Origin of the sequence: Pantoea cypripedii (assembly GCF_002095535.1) — a bacterium.
GTDB classification, from domain to species: domain Bacteria; phylum Pseudomonadota; class Gammaproteobacteria; order Enterobacterales; family Enterobacteriaceae; genus Pantoea; species Pantoea cypripedii.
Genome location: NZ_MLJI01000002.1, coordinates 256,396 through 275,922, shown reverse-complemented (window position 1 = coordinate 275,922; position 19,527 = coordinate 256,396). Strand labels below are relative to the sequence as shown.

The 19,527-nt window shown below is 56.7% G+C and carries 23 protein-coding genes; 19 read left to right on the top strand and 4 right to left on the bottom strand.

The features are described 5' to 3' along the window. The first annotated feature begins 127 nt into the window (after nucleotides 1–127). From nifH to nifM, 14 genes are all read left to right on the top strand, one after another. Nucleotides 128–1,009 carry a nitrogenase iron protein gene (gene nifH, locus HA50_RS22465; protein WP_084879064.1) on the top strand — a complete coding sequence of 294 codons (882 nt, stop codon included), beginning with the start codon at nucleotides 128–130 and terminating at the stop codon, nucleotides 1,007–1,009. 26 nt (nucleotides 1,010–1,035) lie between these two features. Then, on the top strand, nucleotides 1,036–2,484 hold the full coding sequence (gene nifD, locus HA50_RS22460) for a nitrogenase molybdenum-iron protein alpha chain (protein ID WP_084879063.1): 1,449 nt from the start codon (nucleotides 1,036–1,038) through the stop codon (nucleotides 2,482–2,484). Between the two features lie 55 nt (nucleotides 2,485–2,539). Further along, complete coding sequence (gene nifK / locus HA50_RS22455) at nucleotides 2,540–4,102, top strand: nitrogenase molybdenum-iron protein subunit beta (protein ID WP_084879062.1); 1,563 nt, start codon at nucleotides 2,540–2,542, stop codon at nucleotides 4,100–4,102. Between the two features lie 42 nt (nucleotides 4,103–4,144). Next, complete coding sequence (nifT, locus tag HA50_RS22450; protein ID WP_084879061.1) at nucleotides 4,145–4,363, top strand: putative nitrogen fixation protein NifT; 219 nt, start codon at nucleotides 4,145–4,147, stop codon at nucleotides 4,361–4,363. A gap of 11 nt (nucleotides 4,364–4,374) precedes the next feature. Next, the gene (locus tag HA50_RS22445; RefSeq protein ID WP_084879060.1) at nucleotides 4,375–5,037 is read left to right on the top strand and encodes a NifB/NifX family molybdenum-iron cluster-binding protein; all 663 of its coding nucleotides are present in this window, start codon (nucleotides 4,375–4,377) and stop codon (nucleotides 5,035–5,037) included. Nucleotides 5,038–5,199: 162 nt separating this feature from the next. Next, on the top strand, nucleotides 5,200–6,573 hold the full coding sequence (gene nifE, locus HA50_RS22440; protein WP_084879059.1) for a nitrogenase iron-molybdenum cofactor biosynthesis protein NifE: 1,374 nt from the start codon (nucleotides 5,200–5,202) through the stop codon (nucleotides 6,571–6,573). A gap of 15 nt (nucleotides 6,574–6,588) precedes the next feature. Beyond that, on the top strand, nucleotides 6,589–7,962 hold the full coding sequence (nifN, locus tag HA50_RS22435; RefSeq protein ID WP_084879058.1) for a nitrogenase iron-molybdenum cofactor biosynthesis protein NifN: 1,374 nt from the start codon (nucleotides 6,589–6,591) through the stop codon (nucleotides 7,960–7,962). Further along, a complete protein-coding gene (locus tag HA50_RS22430) occupies nucleotides 7,949–8,413 on the top strand; it encodes a NifB/NifX family molybdenum-iron cluster-binding protein (protein WP_084879057.1) in 465 nt (154 codons plus the stop codon). The genes nifN and HA50_RS22430 overlap by 14 nt, the downstream gene beginning before the upstream one ends. Nucleotides 8,414–8,617: 204 nt before the next feature. After that, the gene (gene nifU, locus HA50_RS22425) at nucleotides 8,618–9,442 is read left to right on the top strand and encodes a Fe-S cluster assembly protein NifU (protein WP_084879056.1); all 825 of its coding nucleotides are present in this window, start codon (nucleotides 8,618–8,620) and stop codon (nucleotides 9,440–9,442) included. A gap of 30 nt (nucleotides 9,443–9,472) precedes the next feature. After that, nucleotides 9,473–10,675 (top strand): cysteine desulfurase NifS, encoded by a 1,203-nt coding sequence (gene nifS / locus HA50_RS22420; RefSeq protein WP_084879055.1) that lies wholly within the window; start codon nucleotides 9,473–9,475, stop codon nucleotides 10,673–10,675. A 13-nt stretch (nucleotides 10,676–10,688) separates the two neighbouring features. Further along, the gene (gene nifV, locus HA50_RS22415; RefSeq protein ID WP_084879054.1) at nucleotides 10,689–11,831 is read left to right on the top strand and encodes a homocitrate synthase; all 1,143 of its coding nucleotides are present in this window, start codon (nucleotides 10,689–10,691) and stop codon (nucleotides 11,829–11,831) included. 1 nt (nucleotide 11,832) lies between these two features. After that, complete coding sequence (locus tag HA50_RS22410; RefSeq protein ID WP_084879053.1) at nucleotides 11,833–12,090, top strand: nitrogenase-stabilizing/protective protein NifW; 258 nt, start codon at nucleotides 11,833–11,835, stop codon at nucleotides 12,088–12,090. Then, nucleotides 12,087–12,524, top strand: coding sequence for a nitrogen fixation protein NifZ (locus tag HA50_RS22405; RefSeq protein WP_084879052.1), 438 nt, complete (start codon nucleotides 12,087–12,089; stop codon nucleotides 12,522–12,524). The genes HA50_RS22410 and HA50_RS22405 overlap by 4 nt, the downstream gene beginning before the upstream one ends. Before the next feature lie 5 nt (nucleotides 12,525–12,529). Next, the gene (nifM, locus tag HA50_RS22400) at nucleotides 12,530–13,312 is read left to right on the top strand and encodes a nitrogen fixation protein NifM (protein ID WP_084879051.1); all 783 of its coding nucleotides are present in this window, start codon (nucleotides 12,530–12,532) and stop codon (nucleotides 13,310–13,312) included. A gap of 164 nt (nucleotides 13,313–13,476) precedes the next feature. On the opposite strand, the gene HA50_RS22395 is transcribed toward nifM, so the two are convergent. From HA50_RS22395 to HA50_RS22380, 4 genes are all read right to left on the bottom strand, one after another. Next, nucleotides 13,477–13,692, bottom strand: a complete 216-nt coding sequence (locus HA50_RS22395) for a YdgH/BhsA/McbA-like domain containing protein (RefSeq protein ID WP_084878987.1) — start codon at nucleotides 13,690–13,692, stop codon at nucleotides 13,477–13,479. 138 nt (nucleotides 13,693–13,830) lie between these two features. After that, on the bottom strand, nucleotides 13,831–14,040 hold the full coding sequence (locus tag HA50_RS22390; protein WP_084879050.1) for a YdgH/BhsA/McbA-like domain containing protein: 210 nt from the start codon (nucleotides 14,038–14,040) through the stop codon (nucleotides 13,831–13,833). Nucleotides 14,041–14,063: 23 nt separating this feature from the next. Beyond that, entirely contained in the window at nucleotides 14,064–14,309 is a 246-nt protein-coding gene (locus tag HA50_RS22385) for a hypothetical protein (RefSeq protein WP_084879049.1), read from the bottom strand. Nucleotides 14,310–14,330: 21 nt separating this feature from the next. Continuing rightward, the gene (locus HA50_RS22380) at nucleotides 14,331–15,212 is read right to left on the bottom strand and encodes a LysR family transcriptional regulator (protein WP_084879048.1); all 882 of its coding nucleotides are present in this window, start codon (nucleotides 15,210–15,212) and stop codon (nucleotides 14,331–14,333) included. A 106-nt stretch (nucleotides 15,213–15,318) separates the two neighbouring features. Between HA50_RS22380 and HA50_RS22375 the strand changes: the two genes are divergently transcribed. The 5 genes from HA50_RS22375 to HA50_RS22355 are packed head-to-tail and all read left to right on the top strand — an operon-like array spanning nucleotide 15,319 to nucleotide 19,434. Next, nucleotides 15,319–16,284, top strand: a complete 966-nt coding sequence (locus tag HA50_RS22375; RefSeq protein WP_084879047.1) for an agmatinase — start codon at nucleotides 15,319–15,321, stop codon at nucleotides 16,282–16,284. A 15-nt stretch (nucleotides 16,285–16,299) separates the two neighbouring features. Further along, the gene (locus HA50_RS22370) at nucleotides 16,300–17,028 is read left to right on the top strand and encodes a transporter substrate-binding domain-containing protein (RefSeq protein WP_084879046.1); all 729 of its coding nucleotides are present in this window, start codon (nucleotides 16,300–16,302) and stop codon (nucleotides 17,026–17,028) included. A gap of 12 nt (nucleotides 17,029–17,040) precedes the next feature. Then, nucleotides 17,041–17,712: an amino acid ABC transporter permease gene (locus HA50_RS22365; protein ID WP_084879045.1), complete on the top strand. Its 672-nt coding sequence runs from the start codon at nucleotides 17,041–17,043 to the stop codon at nucleotides 17,710–17,712. An 8-nt stretch (nucleotides 17,713–17,720) separates the two neighbouring features. Continuing rightward, nucleotides 17,721–18,485: an amino acid ABC transporter ATP-binding protein gene (locus HA50_RS22360; RefSeq protein WP_208617351.1), complete on the top strand. Its 765-nt coding sequence runs from the start codon at nucleotides 17,721–17,723 to the stop codon at nucleotides 18,483–18,485. Continuing rightward, the gene (locus HA50_RS22355; RefSeq protein ID WP_084879043.1) at nucleotides 18,475–19,434 is read left to right on the top strand and encodes an agmatinase; all 960 of its coding nucleotides are present in this window, start codon (nucleotides 18,475–18,477) and stop codon (nucleotides 19,432–19,434) included. The genes HA50_RS22360 and HA50_RS22355 overlap by 11 nt, the downstream gene beginning before the upstream one ends. Nucleotides 19,435–19,527: the final 93 nt, after the last annotated feature.

Genomic DNA, 19,527 nt, shown 5'->3' with positions numbered 1-19,527 from the left:
GTTTTGCTGTTCCGCTGACGGAAAAGCACAAACCATTATGTATCAATACCTTATACAGACTGGCATGGCTGGTATGTTCCCTGCACTGTTCCCTGAGCAAACACATCAAACCAACAGGAGACATACGATGACCATGCGTCAATGTGCCATCTACGGCAAAGGTGGTATCGGCAAATCCACCACGACACAAAACCTGGTCGCCGCGCTGGCGGAGATGGGTAAGAAAGTAATGATTGTGGGCTGTGACCCGAAAGCGGACTCCACCCGTTTGATTCTGCATGCCAAAGCGCAGAACACCATTATGGAAATGGCGGCGGAAGTGGGTTCTGTGGAAGACCTGGAGCTGGAGGATGTGCTGCAAATCGGTTATGGCGACGTGCGCTGCGCCGAATCCGGCGGCCCGGAGCCAGGCGTAGGTTGTGCGGGGCGTGGCGTGATTACCGCCATCAACTTCCTCGAAGAAGAAGGAGCCTACGTACCCGATCTCGATTTTGTTTTCTATGACGTGCTGGGTGACGTGGTGTGCGGTGGCTTTGCCATGCCCATCCGTGAAAACAAAGCTCAGGAGATCTACATCGTCTGCTCCGGGGAAATGATGGCGATGTACGCCGCCAACAACATCTCCAAAGGGATCGTGAAATATGCCAAATCCGGCAAAGTGCGTCTCGGCGGATTGATTTGTAACTCACGCCAGACCGACCGGGAAGATGAACTGATCATCGCGCTGGCGGAAAAACTCGGCACCCAGATGATCCACTTCGTTCCGCGCGACAATATCGTCCAGCGCGCCGAAATCCGCCGCATGACGGTGATCGAGTACGACCCCACCTGCAACCAGGCCAATGAATATCGCACCCTGGCAAGCAAAATCGTCAACAACACCATGATGGTGGTGCCGACGCCCTGCACCATGGATGAGCTGGAAGAACTGCTGATGGAGTTCGGCATTATGGATGCGGAAGACACCAGCATCATTGGTAAAACCGCCGCAGAAGAAAACGCAAGCTGATGCCCCAGGCCTAACAGGAGTCGTCCATGAGTAACGAAACAGCGGAGCGTAATCTGGCGATCATCCAGGAAGTGCTGGAGATCTACCCGGAGAAGACGCGCAAAGAACGCCGCAAACACATGATGGTGACCGACCCGGAAATGGAGAGCGTCGGTAAATGCATCATCTCCAACCGCAAATCGCAGCCAGGTGTGATGACGGTGCGCGGTTGCGCCTATGCAGGATCGAAAGGGGTGGTATTTGGGCCGATCAAAGATATGGCCCACATCTCGCACGGCCCAGTCGGTTGCGGCCAGTATTCACGCGCGGGGCGTCGTAACTACTTCACCGGGGTCAGCGGTGTCGATAGTTTTGTCACCCTCAACTTCACCTCGGATTTTCAGGAGCGCGACATCGTGTTTGGCGGTGACAAAAAGCTCACCAAACTGATTGAAGAGATGGAGGAACTGTTCCCGCTCACCAAAGGGATCAGCATTCAGTCGGAATGTCCGGTCGGGTTGATTGGCGACGATATTTCTGCCGTCGCCAAAGCCAGTGAGAAGGCGATTAACAAGCCGGTGGTGCCGGTGCGCTGTGAAGGTTTTCGCGGCGTGTCGCAATCCCTCGGCCACCACATCGCCAACGACGTGATCCGCGACTGGATCCTCGATAACCGCGAAGGCCAACCCTTTGCCACCACGCCTTACGATGTGGCGATTATCGGTGACTACAACATCGGTGGCGATGCCTGGGCTTCGCGTATTCTGCTGGAAGAGATGGGGCTGCGGGTGGTGGCGCAGTGGTCAGGCGATGGCACCCTGGTTGAAATGGAAAACACCCCGTTCGTAAAACTCAACCTGGTGCACTGCTATCGTTCGATGAACTACATCTCGCGTCATATGGAAGAGAAGCACGGTATCCCGTGGATGGAATACAACTTCTTCGGGCCGACCAAAGTGGCGGAGTCGCTGCGCAAAATTGCCGACCAGTTTGACGATACCATTCGGGCCAATGCCGAAGCGGTGATTGCCCGATATCAGGCGCAGAACGATGCCATCATCGCGAAGTATCGCCCACGCCTGGAGGGCCGCAAAGTGCTGCTGTACATGGGCGGGCTGCGTCCACGTCATCTGATCGGGGCCTATGAAGATCTCGGCATGGAGATTATCGCCGCAGGTTACGAGTTCGGTCATAACGACGATTACGATCGTACCCTGCCGGACCTGAAGGAAGGCACTCTGCTGTTCGATGATGCCAGCAGTTATGAGCTGGAAGCCTTTGTGAAAGCGCTGAAGCCAGACCTGATCGGCTCCGGCATCAAGGAAAAATACATTTTCCAGAAGATGGGCGTCCCGTTCCGCCAGATGCACTCCTGGGACTACTCCGGCCCCTATCACGGCTATGACGGCTTCGCCATCTTCGCCCGGGATATGGATATGACCCTGAACAATCCCGCCTGGGGCCAGCTAACCGCGCCCTGGCTGAAGTCCGCCTGACATCTCTTTTGCAATCCCGTCAGTTCACCGATTTGTGGCGCGGGAGGAGAATACCATGAGCCAGACTGTTGATAAGATTCATAATTGTCATCCTTTATTTGAACAGGATGAATACCAGACGCTGTTCAGCAGCAAACGATCGCAGGAAGAAGCCTGGGATCAGGCACGCGTGCAGGAAGTCTTTCAATGGACCACCACTGCCGAATATGAAGCGCTGAATTTTAAACGCGAAGCGCTAACCATTGACCCGGCCAAAGCCTGCCAGCCGCTGGGAGCAGTGCTCTGCTCGCTGGGATTTGCCAACACCCTGCCCTATGTCCACGGTTCGCAGGGATGCGTGGCGTATTTCCGCACCTACTTTAACCGTCATTTCAAAGAGCCGGTGGCCTGCGTCTCTGACTCAATGACCGAGGACGCGGCGGTGTTTGGCGGCAACAACAATATGAATACCGGGCTACAAAATGCCAGCACCCTGTACCAACCGGAAATCATCGCAGTGTCCACCACCTGCATGGCTGAAGTGATTGGCGATGATTTACAGGCGTTTATCGCCAACGCCAAAAAAGACGGTTTTGTCGATGCCAGCCTGCCGGTGCCCTTTGCCCACACGCCCAGTTTTATCGGCAGCCATGTCACCGGCTGGGACAATATGTTTGAAGGTTTTGCCAAAACCTTCACCGCAGAACACCAGGGCCAGCCGGGCAAACTCCCGCGACTGAATCTGGTGACCGGATTTGAAACCTATCTGGGGAATTTCCGCGTACTGAAACGCATGCTGGCGCAAATGGAGGTGCCTGCCAGCCTGCTTTCCGACCCTTCGGACGTGCTGGATACCCCGGCTGACGGCCATTACCGCATGTACGCTGGTGGCACCACGCAGCAGGAAATGCGCGATGCCCCTGATGCCATCGACACCCTGCTACTACAGCCGTGGCAGCTGGTGAAAAGCAAAAAAGTGGTACAGGAGTTGTGGCACCAGCCTGCTACCGAGGTACCGATCCCGCTGGGGCTGGCAGGCACGGACGAGTTACTGATGACCATCAGCCAGCTGACCGGCAAAGCCATCCCCGATGTGCTGGCGCTGGAGCGTGGTCGTCTGGTGGATATGATGCTGGATTCCCACTCGTGGCTGCACGGGAAAAAATTCGGCCTGTATGGCGATCCGGATTTTGTCATGGGACTGACGCGCTTCCTGCTGGAACTGGGTTGCGAACCCACCGTTATCCTGAGCCATAACGGCAATAAACGCTGGCAAAAGGCCATGAAGAAGATGCTGGAGGCGTCACCTTACGGGCAGGAGAGCGAAGTCTTTATCAACTGTGACCTGTGGCATTTCCGTTCCCTGATGTTCACCCGCCAGCCGGACTTTATGATCGGTAACTCTTACGCCAAATTCATCCAGCGTGACACCCTGGCAAAAGGCGAACAGTTTGAAGTGCCGCTGATTCGCCTCGGCTTCCCGCTGTTTGATCGCCACCACCTGCATCGCCAGACCACCTGGGGTTACGAAGGGGCGATGAGCATGCTGACCACGCTGGTGAATGCAGTGCTGGAAAAAGTGGACAGAGACACCATCAAACTCGGCAAAACCGATTACGGCTTTGACCTTATCCGTTAACCAACACCTGCCCCGCCAGACGCGGGGCTACAGGGGGACAGTATGCCGATGGTTATCTTTCGTCGACGTGGGGCGGATTTGTATTGTTATATCGCCAAACAGGATCTGGAAGCCAAAGTGATCGCAGTCGAGCACGACACCCCGGAGCGCTGGGGAGGTGCCGTGTCTCTGGAAGGGGGACGCCGCTACTTCGTCAGCGAGCAACCGGGACGCCCGGATTTTCCCGTCAGCCTGCGCGCCAGTCGCGATGCACAGAATTAAGGGGGAGTGAGATGTCTGACCACGATATTCTTTTCTGGCGCATGCTGGCGCTGTTTCAGAGCCTGCCGGAACTCCAGCCCGCGCAAATCATGGCCTGGCTGACCCGCGATCAGGATGACGCGCTGACCCCGGCTCGGCTGGCGGCTTTTACGCAAAGCCAGCTGGAAGCCTTCTTTCCTGGCGATGAGGTGCTGATGTCGCCGGGACGCTGGTCACGGGTAAAAGCCTGTCTGCGCGGTGAGCTACCGCAGCATCTGCGGGTGGTAACCTTTGCCCAGCGTCAGCCGCAGTTACTGGCGGCTTTTGCTTCGCAGGATGGGTTGATGATCAATGGTCACTTTGGACAGGGTCGGTTGTTCTTTGTCTACGCCTTCGATGATGACGGTTACTGGCTGCACAGCTTACGGCGTTTTCCTTCTGCGCCACAGCAGGAAGAAGCGAACGAAGTGCGGGCGCAGTTGCTGCGCGACTGTCAGTTATTATTTTGCGAAGCGATTGGTGGCCCTGCCGCCGCCCGGCTGATTCGCCACAATATCCATCCCATCAAAGTACCACCAGGACTGACCATCACCTCCCAGTGTGACAACATCAAAAAGCTGTTTGTCGGGCAGCTGCCACCGTGGCTGGCAAAACGCCTCGACCGCGCCAATCCGCTGGAATCACGCGTTTTCTGATCCGTTCTGACCCCATCGGACAAGTCTTGTCTTGTGGGGTCCCTTCCTGCGTTGTCTGTTTTGTCGCAAAGCCGACAACATTTTCTCCTTATAAATCAAAGATTATTTTCTGGTCCGGGATTTGCAACGGTTCAGCTAACCCAATCAGTCAATGAGGTAACTATGAAAGGGAATGAAATCCTGGCCCTGCTGGATGAGCCTGCCTGCGAGCATAACCATAAACAAAAATCCGGCTGTAGTGCCCCCAAACCCGGCGCGACGGCCGGTGGTTGCGCTTTCGATGGGGCACAAATCACCCTGCTGCCGATTGCCGATGTGGCGCATCTGGTACACGGCCCGATCGGTTGCACAGGCAGTTCCTGGGATAATCGGGGCAGTTTCAGCTCGGGTGCGGTGATTAACCGGCTGGGGTTCACCACCGATTTAAATGAACAGGATGTGATTATGGGCAACGGCGAGCGCCGCCTGTTTCATGCGGTTCGCCATATCGTCAATCGTTACCATCCGGCGGCGGTGTTTATCTACAACACCTGCGTACCGGCGATGGAAGGCGACGATATTGAAGCGGTGTGCCGCGCCGCAGCCACCGCCACCGGCGTGCCGGTCATCGCGATCGATGTGGCTGGATTTTATGGCAGCAAGAATCTCGGCAACCGGCTGGCGGGAGAAATGATGGTGAAACAGGTGATAGGCGGACGTGAGCCTGCACCCTGGCCTGTGGATACCCCTTTCCCGCCTGAACACCGCCACGATATCGGCCTGATTGGTGAATACAATATCGCCGGGGAGTTCTGGCATATCCAGCCGCTGCTGGATGAGTTGGGTATTCGCGTGCTCGGCACCCTGTCCGGCGACGGGCGTTTTGCCGAGATCCAGACCTTGCACCGTGCCCAGGTCAATATGCTGGTGTGCTCCCGTGCGCTGATCAACGTGGCGCGCGCCCTCGAACAACGTTACGGCACACCGTGGTTTGAAGGCAGTTTTTATGGCGTGCGTGCCACCTCAGAGTCCCTGCGCCAGCTGGCCGCGCTGACCGGTGATCACGACCTGATGCAGCGCACCGAAGCCCTGATTGCGCGCGAAGAACGGGTCGCTGACGAAGCACTCGCTCCCTACCGGGAACGGCTGCGCGGACGCAAGGCGCTGCTGTATACCGGCGGCGTGAAATCCTGGTCGGTGGTGTCGGCCTTGCAGGATCTCGGCATGACGGTGGTCGCCACCGGTACGCGCAAATCCACTGAGGAGGACAAGCAACGCATTCGGGAACTGATGGGCGAGGATGCCCTGATGCTGGATGAAGGCAACGCCCGCACCCTGCTTGATGTGGTCTATCGCTATCAGGCCGACATGATGATCGCCGGTGGACGCAATATGTATACCGCTTACAAGGCCCGGCTGCCGTTTCTCGATATCAATCAGGAGCGTGAGCATGCTTACGCGGGTTATCACGGGATTGTCACGCTGGCACAGCAGTTATGTCAGACGCTGGAAAGCCCGATATGGTCACAAACGCACGCCCGCGCACCCTGGCACTAAAGGAAGGAGCAGGTTATGGCTGAAATCATTCGTTCTAAAAAACCGCTGGCCGTCAGCCCGGTGAAAAGCGGACAACCGCTGGGGGCCATCCTTGCCAGCATGGGTTTTGAGCACTGCATCCCGCTGGTTCATGGCGCGCAGGGCTGTAGCGCCTTCGCTAAGGTGTTTTTTATCCAGCATTTTCACGATCCGATCCCACTGCAATCCACCGCAATGGACCCGATGTCCACCATCATGGGGTCCGACGACAATATCATTACCGCGCTCAACACCCTGTGTCAGCGCAATAACCCGAAAGCCATTGTGCTGCTGAGTACCGGGTTGTCTGAGGCTCAGGGCAGCGATATCACACGCGTGGTGCGTCAGTTTCGCGAGGCGTCACCACGTTATAAAAACGTGGCGTTGTTAACCGTTAACACGCCTGACTTTTATGGCTCGCTGGAAAATGGCTTCAGCGCGGTGCTGGAAAGCATGATCGAGCAATGGATACCGGAAAAACCGCTGCCCGCCGGGCGTAACCGCCGCGTCAATTTGTTGCTCAGCCATCTGCTCACCCCAGGCGATATCGAGTTGCTGCGCAGCTATGTGGAAGCCTTCGGTTTACAGCCGGTGATAGTGCCGGACCTGTCGTTATCGCTTGATGGACATCTGGCGAGCGGTGATTTCTCGCCGGTCACCCAGGGCGGCACGCCGCTGGCCCAGATCGAGCAGATGGGTCAGAGTTTATGCACCCTGGCTATCGGGGTGTCGCTGGGACATGCCTCCACCCTGCTGGCCCAGCGCAGCCGTGGTGAGGTGATCGCCTTGCCGCACCTGATGACGCTGGAAACCTGTGACCGGTTTATCCATCAGCTGAAAGTCATCTCCGGTCGCAACGTGCCTGGCTGGATTGAACGTCAGCGCGGGCAGCTACAGGATGCGATGATCGATTGTCATATGTGGTTGCAGGGGGTGCCGGTAGCGATGGCGGCGGAAGGGGATTTGCTGGCCGCCTGGTGTGATTTTGCCGCCAGCCAGGGCATGGTGCCTGGCCCGCTGATTGCCCCGGTGAGCCAGCGCGGACTCAGTCGCTTGCCGGTCGGAAAAGTGGTGATCGGCGATCTGGAAGATATGCAGGACCTGCTGCACGACAACCCGGCGGCACTGCTGGTAGCCAATTCCCACGCGGCGCATCTGGCGCAACAGATGAACATTCCCCTGATTCGCGCCGGTTTCCCGATCTATGACCGGCTGGGAGAATTTCGCCGCGTACGTCAGGGCTATATGGGCATGCGCGATACCCTGTTTGAGCTGGCGAATGTGATGAGTCAGCACCATCACACCCTCCCCGCCTGGCGATCTCCCTTGCGTCAGCAATTCAGCCAGGGGGATCAGCATGCAACATGTTAACCGGCAGTTCAGCACCATCTGCGCGGAAGAGTGGCCAATGAAAGTGGCATTTGCCAGTTCGGATTGCCGCCACGTCGATCAACACTTTGGTGCCACTCCGCGGCTGGTGGTATACGGGGTGAAACAGGATGACGCCATGCTGCTGCGGGTGGCCGACTTTTCCGTATTCAATGGGCATCAGGAGGAGAAAATAAGTTACCGCATCAACGCGCTGGAGGACTGCGTCACCCTGTATTGCGTGGCGATTGGTGAGAGGGTGTTCAGCCAGTTATTAAAGACTGGCGTACGTGCGGTGCGGGTACCGGCCAATACGTCGGTCAGCGCGCTGTTGCAGGAGATCCAACATTACTGGTACGACAAAGAACAACGTAAACAGCAGCGTCAGCGCAATCCGGATCGCTTCACTCAGCTACTGCAAGAACACGAATGGCAGGATAAAGACGATCGCTAGTCGTTTCTCTGACACAACTGTGACAAACCTCACACGCAACCGCGACACAGGGCGCGGTTTTTTATTACCACAACCCACTATCCATTTGAATATTAACACTTTCCACTTCTGGTACTGCTTTTGCTTGGTTCTGTTATCCCGCTGTTGATTGCTGCGGGGAGATGCGCCAAGGCGCTTTCCGTCTGAGTACTGGGAGCTGAGAGCATGTGGAATTATTCCGAGAAGGTGAAAGACCATTTTTTTAATCCCCGTAATGCCCGTGTGGTCGATGACGCTAACGCGGTGGGTGACGTGGGATCGCTGAGCTGCGGCGACGCCCTGCGGCTGATGCTGCGGGTTGATCCGGAAAATGAAACCATCCTTGAGGCCGGATTTCAGACCTTTGGCTGTGGCAGCGCCATCGCCTCGTCTTCCGCCCTGACCGAGCTGATTATCGGGCGCACCCTGTCCGAAGCGGAACAGGTCACCAATCAGCAAATCGCCGATTATCTCGACGGACTGCCGCCGCAGAAAATGCATTGTTCGGTGATGGGCCAGGAAGCGCTGCATGCCGCCATCGCTAACTATCGCGGCCTGAGTCTCGACGATGACCATGAGGAAGGCGCGCTGATCTGTAAATGTTTCGGCGTCGATGAGGGACACATCCGCCGCGCGGTACTCACCAACGGCCTGACCACGCTGGAAGAGGTGATCAACTACACCAAAGCGGGCGGCGGCTGTACCTCCTGCCATGAAAAGATTGAGCTGGCCCTGGCCAACATACTGGCTAACGCCCCGCAGGTCGCCGCCCCGGTCAGCACTGCAAAAGATCCCCACTGGCAGGAGGTGATGGAAACCATCACCGAATTGCGCCCGTTTATCCAGGCCGACGGTGGCGATATGTCACTGGTTGATGTCGCCAATCACACCGTCACCGTCAGCCTGGCGGGCAGTTGCAGCGGCTGCATGATGACCGATATGACGCTGGCCTGGTTGCAGCAAAAGCTGATGGAACGTACCGGTTGTTATATGGAAGTGGTGGCGGCTTAGACCGTCGTGACTCACAGGAGGAACATGCCAATGAAACAGGTTTATCTGGATAACAACGCCACCACCCGTATTGACCCGATGGTACTTGAGGCGATGATGCCTTTCCTCACCGAGTACTACGGAAATCCATCCTCGATCCACGATTTTGGTACACCATCGCGCGCGGCATTAGAACGCGCACATCAGCAGGTGGCGGCACTGCTTGGTGCGGAGCACGGCAGTGAAATTATTTTCACCTCCTGCGCCACCGAAGCCACCTCCACCGCGCTGCATAGCGCTATCGAAGCGCAGCCGGACCGACGGGAGATTATCACCACTGCCGTGGAACACCCTGCCACCCTTGAAGTGTGTGAGCATCTTGAGCGCCAGGGATACGTTATTCACCGGCTGGCGGTAGACAGTGATGGTGCGCTGGATATGGCACAGTATCGCCAGGCGCTGAGTGACCGGGTGGCGCTGGTGAGCGTGATGTGGGCCAACAACGAAACCGGTGTGATGTTTCCGGTGGAGGAAATGGCCGGGCTGGCCCATGAATACGGCGCGTTATTTCACTGCGATGCGGTTCAGGTTACCGGAAAGATCCCGCTGTCCATCGGGCAGAGCAGCATCGATATGCTCTCCTGTTCAGCCCACAAGTTGCATGGCCCGAAAGGGGTGGGTTGCCTTTATCTGCGGCGCGGCACCCGCTTTCGCCCGCTATTGCGCGGCGGGCATCAGGAGCGCGGTCGGCGTGCGGGCACGGAAAATATCGCCGGTATTGTCGGGATGGGGATGGCCTGTGAACTGGCGCAGGTGCATTTACCCGGTATGAGCAGCATTGCCCAGCTGCGCGACACATTACAGGAAGGCGTGCTGGCACAGATTCCCTCGGTGAAGGTGATGGGTGGCAATCAGCCACGCGTTCCCGGCACCGTTAATATCGCGTTTGAGTTTATCGAAGGGGAAGCCATTTTGTTGCTGCTGAATCAGGCCGGGATTGCCGCCTCCAGCGGCAGCGCCTGCACATCGGGATCGCTGGAACCCTCCCATGTGATGCGGGCGATGGACATCCCCTATACGGCGGCGCACGGCAGCATCCGTTTTTCCCTGTCGCGTTATACGCGGGAAAAAGAGATCGAGTACGTCATCCAGACGCTGCCATCGATTATTGCCCGTCTGCGCCTGCTGTCACCTTACTGGCAGGATGGTAAGCCAGTTCAGCAACAGGCTTCATTTATGCCGATCTACGGCTAAGAAGGAACCGATGATGTCCAGGGTGTTGATTAACGATACTACGCTGCGGGACGGGGAGCAGAGTCCCGGCGTCGCGTTTCGCGCCAGTGAAAAAATCGCTATTGCTCAGGCGCTGTTTGACGCGGGCGTCACGGCGCTGGAGGTCGGCACGCCTGCCATGGGTGAGGAGGAACGCACCCGCATTCAGCTGGTGCGCCGTCACCTGCCGGATGCCACCTTAATGACCTGGTGCCGGATGAACCGTGAGGAAATCCGCCAGAGTGCCGATCTCGGGATGAACTGGGTCGATATCTCCCTGCCAACGTCAGAGAAGCTGCGCCAGTACAAATTGCGTGAGCCTCTGCCGGTGCTGCTGCCGAGGCTGGCTGAATTGATTCGCTTCGCCCGCTTACTTGGTATGCAGGTGTGTGTCGGTTGTGAAGATGCCTCACGATCCAGCGATGAGGATTTGCGGCTGGTGGCGCAAGCCGCGCAGGAAGCCGGTGCGCAGCGGTTACGCTTTGCCGACACGCTCGGCATACTCGATCCCTTCACCACCGCCGCGCGTATCACCACCTTGCGCAGCTTCTGGCCCGGTGAGATCGAAATGCATGCCCATGACGATCTGGGGCTGGCAACCGCCAACACACTGGCTGCGGTGCAGGCCGGTGCCACCAGCGTCAACACCACGGTGCTGGGACTGGGCGAGCGGGCAGGCAATGCTGCCCTGGAGACGGTGGCGCTGGGCCTCAGTCGTTGTCTGGACATAGACTGCGGCGTCAATTTCCGCATGCTTCCAGCGCTGTGTCAGTCGGTGGCGGTGGCTGCGCAACGCATCATTGATGTCCAGCACCCGCTGGTGGGCGACCAGGTTTTTACCCATGAATCCGGCGTCCATGTCGCCGCACTGCTGCACGATCGCGAGAGTTATCAGGCCATCGATCCCGAACTGGTGGGACGCGAGTATCGCCTGGTGCTGGGTAAGCATTCCGGGCGTCAGGCGGTGGACGGGGTGTTCAGCAAAATGGGCTACCGCCTCGACACCTTGCAGATTGACCTGATCCTGCCCGCCATCCGCCGTTTCGCCGAAAGCTGGAAACGCATCCCGCAGGATTACGAACTGATCGCCATTTATGACCAGCTTTGTGGAGAAACCGCCCAGACACTAAGGGGTTAATATGCAATGGTTTTATCAAATCCCCGGAGTCGAGGCACTCGATACGGCGGAATCCTTTTTCGAGTTCTTTGCCGTTGATTACGATGCCGCACGACTGAAACCCTGCTGCCTGCCGGTGTTACGCGATTTTCACCAGCGACTGCGCGACAACGTGCCTCTGCAAAACCATCTGGAAGTGGAGCCGCGTGGCCCCTGGCTGCTGGCGCGACGTTTGCTGACGGAAAGCTATCAGCATCATCTGCACGGGAGCCAGACATGAGAGCAAAGTTTGCGTTAGGAGACGAAGTCAGGGTGATCCGCGCGATCCGAAATGACGGCACCATGTATGGCTACGCCACCGGTGAATTGCTGGTGCGGCGCGGCAGTACTGGCTTTGTGCGGGGATGCGGTACCTTCCTGATCGACCAACTGATTTATCAGGTTCATTTCCTCGATACCGACATGATTGTCGGTTGCCGGGAGCCGGAAATTATCAGCGCAGCGGCAGCCTGGCATGCCGGTCATTTTCAGTTTGGTGACAGCGTCACCTCACGCCATATCCTCACTTCTGACGGCAAGGTGGTGGTCCGGGCAGGTGAACGCGGACGCATTGAGCGTACCGACCAGGGAGAAAATGGTGAAATTTACACGGTAATGTTTGGTGAACGCTGGTTTCAGGTGCCCGCCAGCGCCATCAGGCTGCTGGGGGAATAACACGCGTGGCTGAACTTTGGGAACGTTTTTCCCGGCAACAGCTTAGTCAGTCGCGCTGGCAGTGCCAGCCGGAGTCGGTCCCCGCCGATCAACAGGCGGAGTTTAACCGGCTGTGGCAGCGCCAGCGACAGCTGGAATACGCCGTGGTCAGGGAAACGGGTGATGATTTCATCCCGGAAAAGGTTATCGATAGCGTGACAATGTCACTTAATGCTGCCCTGTCACAGCAGCTTTTTAGTGATGATGAGCGGGCTTCCATCATCCGCCACCACGCCCGCATGGAAATGCAGCTGGAGCGCGTAGCCGCACAGGCCCCCGCGCCGGATGATTTCCAGGTGCTGGCCTGGTATCAGGATCATCAGGAAAAATTTATGCGCCCGGAACAGCGCCTGAGCTGGCATCTGTTGCTGACCACGGAGAATGATGGTGCGGCGATCCAGCGCCAGATCCAGCAATTCCACCAGCAGATAAGCGCATCTCGTCAGGCCTTCAGCACCCTTGCGCAACGCTATTCCCATTGCCCGAGTGCACTGGAGGGGGGACGGATGGGCTGGATCAGCCGGGGCTTGCTCTTCCCCGAGCTGGACCGCGTGCTGTTTCAGATGAAGCCCAACGGCGTGAGCCCGCCGATAGAAACTGCTCTGGGCTGGCATTTGCTGTGGTGTGAACTGATTCGCCCTCCTGCGCCGATGGAACGGGAAGCGGCTTTGGCGCAGGTTCGGTCTCTGCTGCACCAGCAGAACCAGCAACGCTGGCAGCGGCAATGGCTGAAGCAGATACTGATATGAATTTATGATGAAACGCAGCGCGGAATAATTTTTTCGAAACCAGACGCTTAAACAGAGCCGAATAGGGGAGACGATGACCCGCTCTGGCCGTCAGGACGGGTCAAACAGACGAAAAAGGCCGCCTTGCGGCGACCTTTTCCGGCACTTCCCTGTACGACCATCCGTTATTTGTACAGTTCTGCGGTCATGTGAACACGGTTATTGGTGTTCGCTTCGGTAATTTTGTACTGCGCACCCTGCTGTGCTGCCTGAGCGGCGATTTTCGCTTCCGCACCGTCCAGAGTTGAGGAGGTGACGGAGATGCTCTGAGCAAAGCTGCCAAATGACATCAGTGAAAGAGCAGCGACAGCGGCGATGGACATTGCTTTGATAGTTTTCATGGTCTTAATCCTTAATTTGTTTGGGTGGAAGGCTGTGTGCCTTCGATGGAAGTAATAATAACCATAGTTATTGTTTCATGATTGATAATTAGTGCGATCATTGTGATCTGGCTAATCATTACTTCCCGCGTAGTTCAATTATTTGGACAGTTCAGCTGACAGGTAAGCACCGTTATCGACGCGTGCACCGGTGATTTTGTAAGAGGCACCGGCCTGTTTAGCCTGAGCAGCGATTTTGGCTTCTGCACCATCCAGGGTTGAAGCGGAAGCGGTGATGCTCTGTGCGAAGCTGCCGAAAGAAACCAGTGACAGGGCCGCAACTGCAACGAAAGTTTTGATAGATTTCATGGTCATTTCCTCAGAGATAATTTTTAGTGGGTGGGGTGTTGTGCCCCGATGTGAGAGAGAATAGACCTGCGGAGCGGCGAGTAAAAGCTGAGGGATTTGCTGAAATAATTCAAAAAAATTGAATGATAAATGCGCAATACATTGCGCCGCAACAACGGTGGGCAAAAACCAATCAGCAACGCTGGCAGCGGCAATGGCTGCAGCAGATGCTGATATGAATTTTTGATGAAACCACCGCAGGAAGCCGCGCCAGTCATAATAAAAGCCACTGGCAGCCCCCGTCCGGGCGTTTACAGAATATGCTGCGCACGGCGCAGTTCAGCAATCATTTGTTCCGCTGCCGGTGATTGCGGATAGGCGGCGTGCGTGACCGCATAGTGGGTCACGGTCCATGTCGGTGAATCCGGCACCTTCACCAGAGGGATACACGCCTGCATCAGTTGCGCATAATGATGCGGCAGAATCCCCACCACATCTCCGGCGGCAATCAACATCGCCACCGCTTCGATACCGACCGCTTCGGGGCCCCGGCTCAGGTGCAGCCGGGCCAGCGCGTCCTCAACGAAGGGTTGCTGCGCCCGGTACACCAGCGGCAGCTGTCGGGCACGCAGTTCATGACCCGCCAGGGTGTACAGGCCATGCGACTCGGCAAATAACTCGGCGTAATGCAGCGAAGGTGTTTTCTGATAATCCATCACCCCTTTAATGGCAATATCCAGCCTTCTGTCGAGCAGGGCCTGAATCAGTTGCGATGCCGTCATCACGCTAAGTGACAGCTGCACCTGTGGTGCCCGCTGGCGCAGCGCGCGCAAGGCCTGTTGCAGATGTGAGGCACTGTGGCTGATCACATTATCGGTGATCCCCATCACCAGCGGCCCTGAAATCACGCCCCGGCTGGCATCCATCGCCGGGAAGATGCGATCCAGTGCACCGAGCGCTTCACGCGCATAAAGCAATGCCGACTCACCCGCCGCCGTCAGTTCGAAACCTTTTGGTCCGCGTGTACAGAGCGCGGTGCCGAGCGTTTCTTCAATCGATTTAATCTGACGACTGATGGTCGCTTTGGTCATATTGAGAGATTTTTCAGCAGCAGAAAATCCGCCAGATTGCGCCACAACGCAGAATATCCTCAGGGCGCGTAAATCTTTTTCGTTCAGTGTCCGGGGTTTCATGGTTGCTGTTTCCGTAACCGTGATTGCAAATAAGATCAGTTTTCCTGGTGAAGACGCCTCCCTACACTCGCCTCAGTTCGTATTTCGCCAATACCAGGAAATCATTATGTCTTTACCGTTAACAGTGCCACCGCAAACTAATCATAAATCACTGCTGTTTTCCGAATTAGCCCTCGATCTCGATAATTTGCAAGCACATTTTGCCGTACTGGGCATGCCTTATGGCGCTGCCTACACCCCGCAGGACTACAACAACGACCAGGTACGTGCACCCACCGCCATTCGTCAGGCGTCTGACCGGGTGATCCGCGGTCCTGAGCGCTATGACTTTGATATTGATGGCCCGCTGTTACAGGGACGGGATGATGTCCGCTTTGTCGATTGTGGTGACGTGCCTGCTGACCTTAACGATCCGCGTGGTCATTTCGTCCGTGCAGAACAGGCGGTACGCAAAATTCTCGCGGCGGGAGCCATCCCCATCGTTTTAGGCGGTGACCACGGTATTACCAACCCGATTCTGCGTGCCTTTGACGACCAGGGGCCAATCACCATCGTCCATCTTGATGCGCATCTTGACTGGCGTGATGAGGTCAATGGCGTGCGTGATGGTTTATCCAGCCCGATGCGTCGTGCGTCGGAGCTGCCGTTTGTAAAAGACATCATTCAGATTGGCATGCGTGCCTCAGGCAGCGCACGTCAGGAAGAAGCCGATTACGCCCGTGAATGGGGGGCCAAAATCATTACCGCGTATGAGTTGCACGATCGCGGCATGGACGCGGTGCTGGAGCAAATCCCGGACGGTGGCCGTTATTACCTGACCATCGACGCGGACGGTTTTGATCCTGCGGTGATGCCCGCGGTGGCAGGCCCTTCACCGGGCGGCGTCACCTTTGTTCAGGCACGGAAACTGATCCACGGATTAGTGAAAAAAGGACGTGTGGTCGGCATGGACATCGTGGAAATTCAACCCGCAAAAGACGTGCACCAGCTTTCCTGCATGACCGCAGGCCGTCTGGTGCTCAATTTAATTGGCGCGGCGATTCGCGCCGGCTACTGCGACAGCAACGTTTAATCTTTTGGAGGACGTATGACTCTTCGTTCACTTCTGCTCAGTGCGCTCTTGTTTTCCTCGTTATCTCAGGCCGCCGAACCCATCCGCGTGGCGATTGACCCGACCTTCCCGCCGATGGAGTTTATCCAGAACAACCAGCGGACCGGCTTCGATGTGGACTTAGCGGCTGCGCTGTCAAAGCAGATGGGACGTCCGCTGGTGTATACCGACATGGATTTTAAGGCGATGGTGCCGTCTGTACTGGCCGGTCGTCAGGATATTGTGTTGTCCGCCATTTACATCACTGACGATCGCAAGAAAGTGGTGGATTTCACCGACCCTTATTTCGCTGCAGGCCTGGTGGTGATGGTGAAAAAAGGCGATACGCGGATCAAAACCCCTCAGGATCTGGCGGGTAAGCGTGTCGCGGTGCAGGTCGGAACCAAATCGGTCAAAGTGATGGCTGATGAATTCCCGACCGCAAAGACGATAGAAGTGGAAAAGAACGAAGAGATGTTTAACGCGCTGGAAGCGGGCCGCGCTGATGCGGTGGTGACCGGCAAACCGGCGGCGCTGTTGTACAGCAAAACCCGTGGCACCACGCAGATTCTGGCGGAGCCGGTAACCCATGAAGAGTACGGTATCGCCGTCAGCAAACGTGAACCGGAGTTGCGTCAGCAGCTGAATGATGCGCTGAAAGCCATCAAAGCCAACGGCACTTATGACGCGTTGCAGAAAAAATGGTTTGGTAACGCAGCGCAATAAGCCGGGGTGAGCATGGTCGAATTTGATTTTACGCCCGCGTTTGCCGCCTGGCGCGATCTGCTCTCAGGAGCCGGGGTGACGATTGAAGTCACCCTGTGCGCCCTGCTGATCAGTTGTTGTCTGGGAACCTTAATCGGTCTGGGGAGGCTTGCTCCCCAGCGTAAGCTGGTGTGGTGGTTCTGCAACAGCTACGTGGTTTTCGTGCGTGGTACCCCGCTGCTGGTGCAGCTGTTTATCCTCTACTTTGGTCTGCCCTATTTCAATATTGTCATTCCCGCCTTTGTCTGCGGCATTATCGGTCTCGGATGTTATTCCGCCGCCTACGTTTCAGAGCTGGTGCGGGGTGCGATTCTGTCCATCGACCGCGGACAAACCGAAGCGGCGCGTTCAATGGGCATGTCCGGTGCGCAGGCGATGCGGCTGATTATCCTGCCGCAGGCGCTGGTGCGCATGGTGCCGCCGCTGGCGAATGAGTTTATTGCGCTAACCAAAAACTCGGCGCTGGTGTCTTTGGTTACCATCCACGATCTGATGCATGAGGGGCAAACAGTGATCAGCGTGTCCTATCGTTCACTGGAGGTGTATATCGTGATCGCCTTTATCTACCTGCTGATGACCAGCAGCACCATGCTGTTATTGCGTCTGGCGGAGAAAAAGCTGCGGGCGGGAGGGATGGTGCAATGAATCCAGCCATCATTGAGGCGGTTAACGTCGAAAAATATTTTGACCAGCACCATGTCCTGAAGGGCATCAGCCTGTCAGTGGCGCGCGGTGAGGTGGTGGTGATTATTGGTCCGAGCGGTTCGGGCAAAAGCACGTTTTTACGTTGCTGCAATGGTCTGGAGGTGGCGCAGCAGGGCAGCATCCGGCTGTGCGGCCAGCACCTGTTGCAGAATGGGAAAATGTTAGCCGAGCCGGATCTCAATCTCCTGCGTCGTCAGGCAGGTATGGTTTTCCAGTCATTCAACCTGTTCCCTCATCTGTCGATTCTCGACAATGTGGCGATCGGGCCACACAAAATACTGAAGCAGGGCCGGGCGTTTGCGCAGCAGCTGGCGATGCAACTGCTGGAAAAAGTAGGCCTGGCGCACAAAGCCCAGGCGATGCATGCCAGCCTGTCCGGCGGACAAAAACAGCGTGTTGCCATTGCCCGCGCTCTGGCATTGCAGCCAGAAGTGATGCTGTTTGATGAGCCGACGTCCGCGCTGGATCCCGAGTTGACCACCGAAGTGTTGCAGGTAATGAAACAGCTGGCCCAGGACGGCATGACGATGATCATTGTCACGCACGAGATGAATTTTGCCCGCGAGGTGGCCGATCGCCTGGTGGTGATGGAAGACGGGATGATTGTGGAACAGGGGACGACACAGCAGCTGTTCTCTGCCCCACAACACCCCCGCACCCGCGCGTTGTTGCAACATGTGCGGGTGGCCGCAGGAGAAAACCATGAGTATTAATCTGCGCGGCAGCGAACGCCTGAACCGCGCATTTACCGGCATTCCCACCTTCCTGCGCGCCAATTACTGCCCCAGCCTGAGCGAACTGGATGCCGATGTAGCGGTCTTTGGCGTGCCGTTTGATGAAGGTTCACCCTGGCAGCCCGGCAGCCGATTTGCGCCACGCAGTATCCGCGAACATTCGATGCGTTTTGCACCAACCGGTTTTTTCGATATTGCGCGTCAGCAGCACTTTCTCACCGATGTGATAACCCAGGGTCGCCTGGTGGATGTGGGGGATGTGGATGTGCTGCCGACTAACGTGATCGGCACTCATGACAATATCAGCGCCATGACGCAATTGATTCGCCAGCGTCAGGCGATACCGCTGGCCATCGGTGGTGACCATTCCGTGTCATGGCCGCTGATTCGTGGCATCCAGGAACCCTTGCATGTCGTCCAGTTCGATGCACATCTGGATTTTGCCCCGGTCACTAACGGTGTGCATTACAGCAATGGTCAGCCCTTTCGCCACATTATGGCGTTGAGCCAGGTGCAAAGTCTGACTCAGGTGGGAATTCGCAGCCTGAGGGTGCGTCCCTCTGAATTCAGTGACGCCACGGCGCAGGGCAGCACCATTATCAGCCAGCAACAGTTTCGCCAGCGTTCGCCGCTGGAACTGTTTGAACATCTTCCCGCAGGTGAAAAATGTTATATCAGCATTGATATTGATGTGCTGGATATGGCGCTGGTGCCCGGTTGTGCGTCCGCCGAGCCAAATGGCATGCGCTATGACGAACTGATGGCGGCATTGCTGGCGCTGATCGGGCGAATGGAGGTGGTGGGGATAGATCTGGTTGAGGTTAACCCGCAGCTGGATGTGGCGACCGGGGTGACATCTTATCTTGCCGCACATGTGCTGGTGGAGTTGCTGGGGCATCTGTTGCTGCCCCGATGTGAGAGAGAATAACCTGCGGACCGGAGTGTAAAAGCTGAGGGATTTGCTGAAAAAATTCAAAAAAAATTGATTGAGTTTTGCACGGTTAACCAGGTGCGAATGAAC

Bases quoted from the DNA above. Each gene is read 5' to 3' on its own strand.
- HA50_RS22395 (WP_084878987.1), bottom strand. From the start codon at position 13,692: ATGAAAACTATCAAAGCAATGTCCATCGCCGCTGTCGCTGCTCTTTCA.
- HA50_RS22380 (WP_084879048.1), bottom strand. From the start codon at position 15,212: ATGAAACCCCGGACACTGAACGAAAAAGATTTACGCGCCCTGAGGATA.
- HA50_RS22355 (WP_084879043.1), top strand. From the start codon at position 18,475: ATGAGTATTAATCTGCGCGGCAGCGAACGCCTGAACCGCGCATTTACC.
- nifH (WP_084879064.1), top strand. From the start codon at position 128: ATGACCATGCGTCAATGTGCCATCTACGGCAAAGGTGGTATCGGCAAA.
- nifT (WP_084879061.1), top strand. From the start codon at position 4,145: ATGCCGATGGTTATCTTTCGTCGACGTGGGGCGGATTTGTATTGTTAT.
- HA50_RS22370 (WP_084879046.1), top strand. From the start codon at position 16,300: ATGACTCTTCGTTCACTTCTGCTCAGTGCGCTCTTGTTTTCCTCGTTA.
- nifK (WP_084879062.1), top strand. From the start codon at position 2,540: ATGAGCCAGACTGTTGATAAGATTCATAATTGTCATCCTTTATTTGAA.
- HA50_RS22390 (WP_084879050.1), bottom strand. From the start codon at position 14,040: ATGAAATCTATCAAAACTTTCGTTGCAGTTGCGGCCCTGTCACTGGTT.
- HA50_RS22365 (WP_084879045.1), top strand. From the start codon at position 17,041: ATGGTCGAATTTGATTTTACGCCCGCGTTTGCCGCCTGGCGCGATCTG.
- nifN (WP_084879058.1), top strand. From the start codon at position 6,589: ATGGCTGAAATCATTCGTTCTAAAAAACCGCTGGCCGTCAGCCCGGTG.
- HA50_RS22430 (WP_084879057.1), top strand. From the start codon at position 7,949: ATGCAACATGTTAACCGGCAGTTCAGCACCATCTGCGCGGAAGAGTGG.
- HA50_RS22405 (WP_084879052.1), top strand. From the start codon at position 12,087: ATGAGAGCAAAGTTTGCGTTAGGAGACGAAGTCAGGGTGATCCGCGCG.
- nifD (WP_084879063.1), top strand. From the start codon at position 1,036: ATGAGTAACGAAACAGCGGAGCGTAATCTGGCGATCATCCAGGAAGTG.
- nifV (WP_084879054.1), top strand. From the start codon at position 10,689: ATGTCCAGGGTGTTGATTAACGATACTACGCTGCGGGACGGGGAGCAG.
- HA50_RS22445 (WP_084879060.1), top strand. From the start codon at position 4,375: ATGTCTGACCACGATATTCTTTTCTGGCGCATGCTGGCGCTGTTTCAG.
- HA50_RS22410 (WP_084879053.1), top strand. From the start codon at position 11,833: ATGCAATGGTTTTATCAAATCCCCGGAGTCGAGGCACTCGATACGGCG.
- nifS (WP_084879055.1), top strand. From the start codon at position 9,473: ATGAAACAGGTTTATCTGGATAACAACGCCACCACCCGTATTGACCCG.
- HA50_RS22375 (WP_084879047.1), top strand. From the start codon at position 15,319: ATGTCTTTACCGTTAACAGTGCCACCGCAAACTAATCATAAATCACTG.
- nifE (WP_084879059.1), top strand. From the start codon at position 5,200: ATGAAAGGGAATGAAATCCTGGCCCTGCTGGATGAGCCTGCCTGCGAG.
- nifU (WP_084879056.1), top strand. From the start codon at position 8,618: ATGTGGAATTATTCCGAGAAGGTGAAAGACCATTTTTTTAATCCCCGT.